Here is a 1,340-nt window from a genome sequence, read left to right on the forward strand (position 1 = left end):
AGCTCCATGTTGCTTACGGCGGCTCAAAAGGCGAGGCTGGCCGGTATCATTGCAAGGGCAGCTCGATCAATCACGGAGGAGAGCGCTGCATCTCCTTTGAACCGCCCCGAGTTTACCGGAGGGTGTTTTGTTCAAAACTTAGGCGACTTTATCAAGGGCATTCAGGTCTGCATAGAAGGTCTCCTCCGCTTCGGCTGGTGTGATATATCCGATGGCGCCATGCAAGCGCTTGTTGTTGTACCAATCGACCCATTTCAGCGTTTCCCACTCAATTTGGCCGGCGGATTTCCACGGACCAAATAGGTTGATGACCTCGGTCTTGAATAAACCGATAGTGCTTTCGGCCATGGCATTGTCGTATGAGTCACCGACGCTGCCCACCGAGGGGTCGATGCCGGCTTCAGCCAACCGCTCGGTGTATTTGATCGACAGATATTGGCTGCCCCGATCCGAGTGATGGATCAGCTCATTGGCCTCAGACGGGCAACGCTGACATATGGCCTGGTTCAACGCGTCCAGCACGAAGCTTGTTGTCATGGCCGTGGAGACGCGCCAGCCGACGATACTGCGGGCAAAGACGTCGATGACAAAGGCGACGTAGACCATGCCCTGCCAGCTGGAGACATAGGTGAAGTCGGAGACCCACAGCTGGTTCGGGAGTGCTGCCGTGAACGCCCGATTGACCTTGTCATCGGGGCAAGGCTGCGACGTATCCGGGTTGGTCGTGATGACCTTCTTACCCCGTACAACGCCTTGTAATTTCGCCGCTTTCATCAGCCGCTCGACCGTGCAGCGAGCGATATCGCGCCCTTCGCGGCGCAGCTCATGCCAGATTTTGCGAGACCCATAACGACCGCGGCTATCCGCATGGATACGCCTGATTTCCTCGCTGTCCCGCACGTCGCTTTTGGCCCTGTCGGATGCCAGATCAGGGTCCCGGGCAATCGCTGCCCGCGCATAATATGACGATGGGGCGATCGGCAGAACCCGGCAGATCGGCTCGACCCCGAAGGTGGCGCGGTGCGCGTCGATGAACGCGGTCATTTGCGGAACGGGCGGTCGAGCTCCGCCTGGGCAAAATAGGCGCTCGCCTTCTTCAGGATCTCATTGGCCTGGCGCAGTTCGCGAACCTCGCGCTCCAATTCCTTGATCCGCGCCTTCTCCTGGCTCGTCGGGCCTGCTCGCTCATCAGCATCGCGTTCGGCCTGGCGGCACCAGACCCGGAGGCTGTCCGGCGAGCAGCCCAGCTTGGGCGCAATCGCCTTGTAAGCCGCGTTATCACTCGCATAGTCAGCACGATGTTCCCTGAAAAGCCGAACCCCGCGCGCGCGGAATTCAGA

Annotated in this window: 1 pseudogene and 1 other annotated feature; the pseudogene reads right to left on the reverse strand. The window is 59.4% G+C overall.

The window, feature by feature from the left end:
- Positions 1-138: 138 nt before the first annotated feature.
- A pseudogene (locus tag GY937_26400) lies at positions 139-1,259 on the reverse strand (IS3 family transposase).
- Positions 970-1,086: a sequence feature (AL1L pseudoknot), on the reverse strand. Its footprint overlaps the pseudogene before it by 117 nt.
- Positions 1,260-1,340 lie beyond the last annotated feature (81 nt).

It is taken from the genome of bacterium, from assembly GCA_024228115.1.
In the GTDB taxonomy this organism is placed as follows: Bacteria; Myxococcota_A; UBA9160; order UBA9160; family UBA6930.